The 6,985-nt window shown below is 32.8% G+C and carries 7 protein-coding genes; 2 read left to right on the plus strand and 5 right to left on the minus strand.

Translation table 11 applies throughout. The features are described from left to right. Both J5V48_RS10095 and J5V48_RS09250 read right to left on the minus strand, forming a co-directional pair. The coding region (locus J5V48_RS10095; protein WP_219938305.1) for an AAA family ATPase at positions 1–140 on the minus strand (140 nt) is incomplete at its 3' end. Between the two features lie 109 nt (positions 141–249). Beyond that, positions 250–2,055: an AAA family ATPase gene (locus J5V48_RS09250; RefSeq protein WP_219938299.1), complete on the minus strand. Its 1,806-nt coding sequence runs from the start codon at positions 2,053–2,055 to the stop codon at positions 250–252. A gap of 406 nt (positions 2,056–2,461) precedes the next feature. On the opposite strand from J5V48_RS09250, the gene J5V48_RS09255 reads away from it, so the two are divergent. Continuing rightward, a complete protein-coding gene (locus J5V48_RS09255; RefSeq protein ID WP_219938300.1) occupies positions 2,462–3,166 on the plus strand; it encodes a S24 family peptidase in 705 nt (234 codons plus the stop codon). Positions 3,167–3,234: 68 nt separating this feature from the next. Here J5V48_RS09255 and recR read toward each other — a convergent pair whose 3' ends face one another. From recR to J5V48_RS09270, 3 genes are all read right to left on the minus strand, one after another. Continuing rightward, positions 3,235–3,840, minus strand: coding sequence for a recombination mediator RecR (gene recR, locus J5V48_RS09260; protein WP_219938301.1), 606 nt, complete (start codon positions 3,838–3,840; stop codon positions 3,235–3,237). 15 nt (positions 3,841–3,855) lie between these two features. Further along, positions 3,856–4,173, minus strand: a complete 318-nt coding sequence (locus tag J5V48_RS09265; protein WP_219938302.1) for a YbaB/EbfC family nucleoid-associated protein — start codon at positions 4,171–4,173, stop codon at positions 3,856–3,858. Between the two features lie 117 nt (positions 4,174–4,290). Then, complete coding sequence (locus J5V48_RS09270) at positions 4,291–6,036, minus strand: N-6 DNA methylase (RefSeq protein WP_219938303.1); 1,746 nt, start codon at positions 6,034–6,036, stop codon at positions 4,291–4,293. Between the two features lie 172 nt (positions 6,037–6,208). Between J5V48_RS09270 and J5V48_RS09275 the strand changes: the two genes are divergently transcribed. Beyond that, on the plus strand, positions 6,209–6,937 hold the full coding sequence (locus J5V48_RS09275; protein WP_219938304.1) for a DnaT-like ssDNA-binding domain-containing protein: 729 nt from the start codon (positions 6,209–6,211) through the stop codon (positions 6,935–6,937). The last annotated feature ends 48 nt before the right edge of the window (positions 6,938–6,985 follow it).

Raw genomic sequence — 6,985 nt, forward strand, 5'->3', positions numbered from 1 at the left:
GTAAAAAGGATCACAGGAGAGAGATTGGTAAAGACTTTTTTTATATAAGAGGTCTTATCAATATAATAACCACCATTCTGGATGATATAAGAAAAATCCTCATTTCCTATAGGCAGTTGTTTAAAGCATTTATCACTCATAGTCTTTTTCCGTATTTTTGTTTACTTGCTTTATTTAAGTTTAATAATCAATTGTTTGAAATCACTCAATTTAAAAGCTTTATTTTTGATAACAAATTTATTGATTTTGCTATTTAATTTTTCTGCAAGAAACTTCACACTGCTTGTTATAGAAACTGATGCCATAGCAGTAGATAGCTTTAACTGATGAATCATCAAGATACTCATCTGCATATCTCATTTCTTCTATCTGCTTGAGTGCCTTTTGAGTACCTTCTGGTAATTCTTTTTTTGAATTTACTGCTTTAATCTCAATGATAACAGCAATCTTCTGCCTTTCATTCATGAATATTAAATCAGCATAACCATCACCTGATTCACTGTTTGATTTAAAGTCAGTTATGAAGTTAGAACAGTTTGTAAATACTCCTGATAAGAATCCATGATAGAAGTTCTCTTTCTTTGCCTTTGTTGCAAAATCTCTTATTGATACATAGGATTTTAAAAGGTCAAAGATGTTATCTGATGCACTTTCACTATCACCTTCAAACAGAGCTTTTGCTATAAGCTTTGCCTTATTCTCTCCTTGATTTACTATAGTATCAAAGTGCTCTTTTATGTTCTTTATAAAACACTGACGGATTTCTCTGTTTGGGATCTTAAGTGAGTAGATGGTCTTATCTTCTCCAGAAATATTCTCTGTTCTGTAGCTATCTACTGTAAGATATCCTGTAAAAAGTAATAATGTGTAGAAATCCTCAGCTTTGTGCATTGATAAATCATCATAATTCATTGAATCATTGATGGTTGTCTCTATACACTCACCATCCATAAGCTTTTGCATATTCTCATTATCTTCATCTGAAAGATATCCAACATATGACAATAATGCATTACTTGAGGTTGAGTTTATCCAGAAATTTGGTGCAATTATCGGGTTGCTACTTGCTTTTCTTTTTATTGCATAGTCTATGAATGAGACTAAAACCCAAGGACAGAACATTTCCTGTTCATAGAATCTGTAACCATCATAATTCTCTTTTACAAAAGGGAAGTAATTATCAAGCTCATAATCTTTTAATAACTTTTCAGCCTCTTCTTTTGTAAAGCCTATCATTGAATCATAATCTGAATTTTCTGAGATTATAGTATTTACATAAAGGTTGTTTACACCCGTAAAAATACTGTTCTTTGCTACCTTTAGACAGCCTGTGAGTACTATCTTTTTAATTGGAAATTCTTCTTTTGATAAAGAACTTGGTGTAATCTTCATCACATTAAAAAATGAGCTCATCAGTGCTACCATTTCATTGTGATAACCTTTCTCTGATGCCTTTGCTAAAGGAACATCATACTCATCGATTAAAATTATGACTTTCTTTTTATAGTGCTTATAAAGACAGTTTGATAGAAATTCTAAAGCTTCCTTTACATATCCCATAGAATTTATATCACACAGAAAATCTCTTTTTAGGTATTTTCTATAATTTTCAATATCTTCTTTTGACAGATTCTTACTGCTTAATAAAAAGTCATAATCAGAAAATAGCCTTACTACGATACGTGCTAATGCATCATAGGCTTGTTCAAAAGTATCTCCATATGCACTTTTAAGAGAAATGAAAATAACAGGGAACTGTCCTAAGTATTTATCTGTAAATTCTTTATCTTTTAGAATCTCAAGACCATCAAAGAGTTTTTCTTTATACTCTCTATCTGAACTACCATCTTTAGCAACGCTTAAAAAGGATTTGAACATGTTCATTAAAAGAGTTTTACCAAAACGTCTTGGTCTTGTGAAAAGGATAACGGAAGCTGAGTTTTCAAAAACTTTCTTTATGTAGGAGGATTTATCTATATAATAGTAATCCTCTTTTCTAAGTACAGAGAATTCCTCTGTTCCAAATGGCAGTTTTTTGAAGTTCTTATCACTCATAGTCTTTATCCGTATTTGTGTTTACTTGCTTTATTTTAGCCTAAATATACTTTGATTCAACATTTATAATGAACATTTTCAATAAAGAACAATCATTAAAAAAAAGATCACAAATGACAGCTTATCTATTTAATTTGTCCAATTTTCACATTAAAGCCATTAAAGAATTCCTTGTTAAGAGAATTTGCCATCAGAATGACAGAAATTTCATTAAATTAGTTTTGACACATTTATCTGACAATTCAAATGAACATTCATTCATGCACCGCTAATAATCATAAACACATTTTTTTTGAACATATATCATAATTTACATGTATTTTTGCTCAATGAATGTGCACTTGCATATAAGACCTTGATAGAAAGTTTTAAGACAACTACTCTCTTTTTAGGAGAATATACAGTTATGAATACAAACGAAACTTATGTATCTTATAAACCATTAAATACTCTGTTAGATAGCCTTGCTCAATCTAAAACAGAGTTTATAAAAAAAGCTAATATCACTGACTGCGAATTTGAGGATCTTGAATCTTGCAATCTTGGTTGTATAAGTGCAAGAGTCATTATGAATGTAGCATCAGCTCTTAATATCAATGCTGATACACTACTGTCTGTTTTATCTAATAAATTCGATGAAAAACAACTAAGTCATATTTACTCTGATCCTGACAAACAGTTTATTAAAATTAAAAGATATGATGTTTTGTTTGATGATAAAGGCAGTAATAAGATTTCATTTATTGAACACAGATATGACAGAGAAATACTAGTATCCGGCTGCTATTGCAAAAAAATGGGGATTTTAAATCCTGACAAGCTTAAATGCTTCAAGATCTCAGGTGATTTTATGTCACCTCTCATTTGCAATAATGACTATGTGATAGTTGAATGTAAAGAAGAATTACCTATCATAGACGGTCAGATTTATGCCTTTGCCGATAAAGATCATGGAATTATGGTAAGACGGTTTATTTCTCCTTTGCATGGTGGTCTGATTTTAAGATCGGATAATCCATCTGTTGATGATTTTTACTTAAGCAAAGATGAAAAGAACTCTATTTTTATTATCGGAAAAGTAATAGAAAGATCTGGATGTGTTTTAGAGTAGCTTTAAAAGCAGTTTAAGGATAATTCTAGAACGACTATAGACTAGATTTGAATAGCAGTTAACAAAGTTTAGACATCATGTCTGTAGTTAAATGACATTGCAAGGGTGTTGCCATCAACTGTATTTAAAGAGCCACCTAAAGGAACACCAGTTGCAATTCTTGTGACCTTAACAGACATTTTTTTTGCCATTGCTGCAATATATGATGCTGTAACATCCCCTTCAACTGTCTGTCCTAATGCAAGAATAACTTCTTGAATATGTTCTTTTTCAATTCTGCCTTTCAATAGATCAAGACCGATTGCTTCAGGACCAATGCCATCAAGAGGTGAGATATGACCGTGCAACACAAAATAGCTTCCCTTAAATGAGGAGCTGTTTTCAATAGCTTCAATATCGTTAGGATGCTCGACAACACAGATTGTTCTTTGTGTAGCTCTTTGAGCTGATGAGCAGAGTTTACACTCCTCTCCTTCATTATCTGTATAATTTCTGCACTTTGGACAATAGGAAATCTTATCCATAGCATCTGTTAAGGCTTTAGCAAGACCAAGTCCCTCTTTGCGTTTTCTGTCTAACAGATAATAAGCTATTCTCGAGGCACTTGCAGGGCCAACTCCTGGCTGGACCTGCAATGCTCTTATAAGCTCATCAAGAAGTGTGCTTGATGACATATGTTTTTTCTATCACTAAAATGGCATCTTAAAGCCAGGAGGTAACTGCATACCGCCAGTTACCTGAGATAATTTTTCCTTTGACTGAACTTCAACACGTCTTGTTGCATCATTAAAAGCAGCAGCGATTAAGTCCTCAGCAATTTCCTTGTCCTCAAAAACGCTGTCATCAATCTCTACACGGCGAACCTCATGTGAACCGTTCATGGTTACCTTAACCATGCCTGCACCTGATTCACCGGTTACTTCCATTGAAGCAATCTCTGCTTGAGCTTTCTGCAAACGCTCCTGCATCATCTGAGCCTGCTTCATCATATTTCCCATATTAAACATGTTATTATTCATCCTTTAAAAATCAAACTTGTAGAATGATAATTCATTGAATGTTTTTTTGCAAACAAAGAGAATATCTGTACCATCAAGAAACGTTTAACTTTATAACTCTCTGTTTCAATCAATCTTGTATATTCTATTTACAATTATATCAATCCTGTCTTTTATCTCATCATAGGCTCTAGTATCTGATTTAATATCAAGACTCATTATCTTTTTGACTAATGAGACAATTTCATCTTTACTCTCATTGTCACAAAGGATAAAAGGTACAGATTCAAGATGTGATCGTAAAACCTTAAGCTGAGAGAATTTCTTTTCAAAATAGAACTTCATCAGTGATGAGTTTAAAATGCCAACAACATAGTATGGGTCAAGTATCTCATCATTTAAAATAAAGAAATTAGCTGAATTAAGTGTAAGCAACTGACTGTCATCTATTGCACAAACAGGATAGCGTGAAATAAATCTGTAGATTATTCTGCCCTTTTTTCTGTACATTGTCTCTTTTGCCATCTGCTGAAATGATGAATAGTCAGACGAAACATAATTATCAGGGGTATCTACATAAAATTTGTGAATATCAAAGCCTCTTATAACACACTGTGTATCATCACTCTTTTGTGTTTTTAATGATCTTTCATTTGATCCTGTTACTATTCCCATTACAAAGGTTGCATGATCTTTTAGATAAACACAGTTTTTACTCTCATCAATTCTTTTTAGGATCTTAGCTTCACTATCCTGAATTCTAAAGTTAAAGTCCATTAAAGGTCTTTCTCGTCTTATAACATACGATCTGTCTTTAATGTTGACTATAACCTCTCCTTTTGGATATCTGTGCTTTGATTTTTCAAGCGTTAGAATAATACTGTGGGACTGTACATCATGAAATACGTCACCAAGATATCTTACAGCCTTTACTCTTGCTGTTTTTTCAATTTCAGATCTGACTATGGCATGCGATGCAACTGATAAAATTGCCTCTGGCAGAATAAAATGTATAAGTCCGTTCTCTTTTAATACCTTAAGATACCGTTCAACAAACAGATCGGCTAGAAATGGACGTTTTCTTGCAGCACTTTTAAGAGTCTTCTGATATCTGCAACAGATTGTGTCATCCTCAATAACAGAATATGGTGGATTTGATATGACTACATCTGGCTGCACACTGCATCTGTAGGTGATGCCATCACCTTTTTTTAGATGAACCTTTAAAAACTCATCAGTAAGATCATATGAATTTAAATAAAGATTTACTCTTGCAAGAGTTACAGAAAACTCATCAAGATCACAGCCAAAAAGATTGTTTACATCTGCTCCTCTTTTTAAAAGACGTAAAAGAAGATTTCCAGATGAACAGCATGGATCTAAAAATACTCTGCCCTGACTTATATCAAGAGTTGATACACAAATATCAGACAGGTACTCAGGTGTATAGTATCTCTCTTCACCTTGTGCATTAGTAAGCTGCTTTACAGTCTGATAGATTAAACCTAGAGTATCCTCAAAAGGAACAAAGGTAAGCTTGAATTTTGGCAGGCGTTTACTTATCTTGTAAAGTGTCTTTAGTGGGGATTTTTTTATGATGCCATCAAAGAGAAACTGACTTTGTGCAAGCTCGATGTCCCCATCAAGATATGCTTTTAAATAGAATGAATTTACATTCGTCTTAATCTTATCTGACGATTTTAAAAGCTGCAGTAAACACTCTAAAAATAAAGCTGTAACATAATGAGTGCTGTTTTCAAATCCTGATATAACTTTTGGGATCTGTTTATAATTTACCGATCCTTTTGATATATAATTGTCATAAAGTTTACTGACTTTTGTCTGTAAACACTGTGATTTGTGCAGACTCATTTACCACCATCTTTTTGTTGTAATTCTTGCACAGTATCTATCAATCTTCAACTATGTGATATGAAGATTTTTGTAAAGCAAATTTATATAAGGCAAGCAAAATAAGCCTTCAAAACAATAGTTTTCTTATATTGATACCCATACTGATAAATACAGCGGATTTTAGATAGAAATGAACAGCGTTGAGATTTTAAAACTGTCAGACTACAGAATTAGTCATCTGTCTAAATCACTTTATGTTTTTTATCTGACCGATCTTGTACAAAAGGGTATTAATGTAATCGATCTTGCGTCAGCTGCAAGTTATCTATTTAGTAGCTCAAAGGACTTTCCTACAAATGCAAACATAGAAACTGCTGTTTTATGTCTTGATGAGCTTGAAAGGTTTTCCTTAATAAAGAAAACAAAAGAAACAGATAACTGGCAGGGATGTATGTTTACTCTGCCACTTTACTCTGTACAACTTGATGGCAATATGCCGTCAAGAGCATTTACTCTTGATGAAAAATGGACTCCATCTGAGAATTTTAAAAACTCTGCCTTGCTTTGCGGACTTGAAGATTACTCATATACACAGGCTGAACTAAAATCATTTATTTCTTACTGGAATAACAGACAGGAATTTAGAAATCAGTCCGGCTGGGAGAGAACATTTGCTACAAGACTTTTAAGACAAAGACAGACAAGGGTTAAAAAGGATTATAAAAATCAGGATAATCAAAAGAATAATACAAGTATTGTACAAAGTGCAGGAACTGATATAAATCCAACTTTAAATCCTATATTTTCAGCAACATCATCAAGTAATGGCTATGATTCAAACTGCATGGCAGATAATTCTAATGGTGCTTTTAATATTGTTAATATCTCAAATTGTCACAGCCCACTGAAAAAGATCTGATTTAGCTCAGTCAGTTTTGACTAAAAGTCAGCTCAATCATTTTGGATT

The sequence above is a fragment of the Succinivibrio faecicola genome (assembly GCF_019448115.1).
GTDB classification, from domain to species: domain Bacteria; phylum Pseudomonadota; class Gammaproteobacteria; order Enterobacterales; family Succinivibrionaceae; genus Succinivibrio; species Succinivibrio faecicola.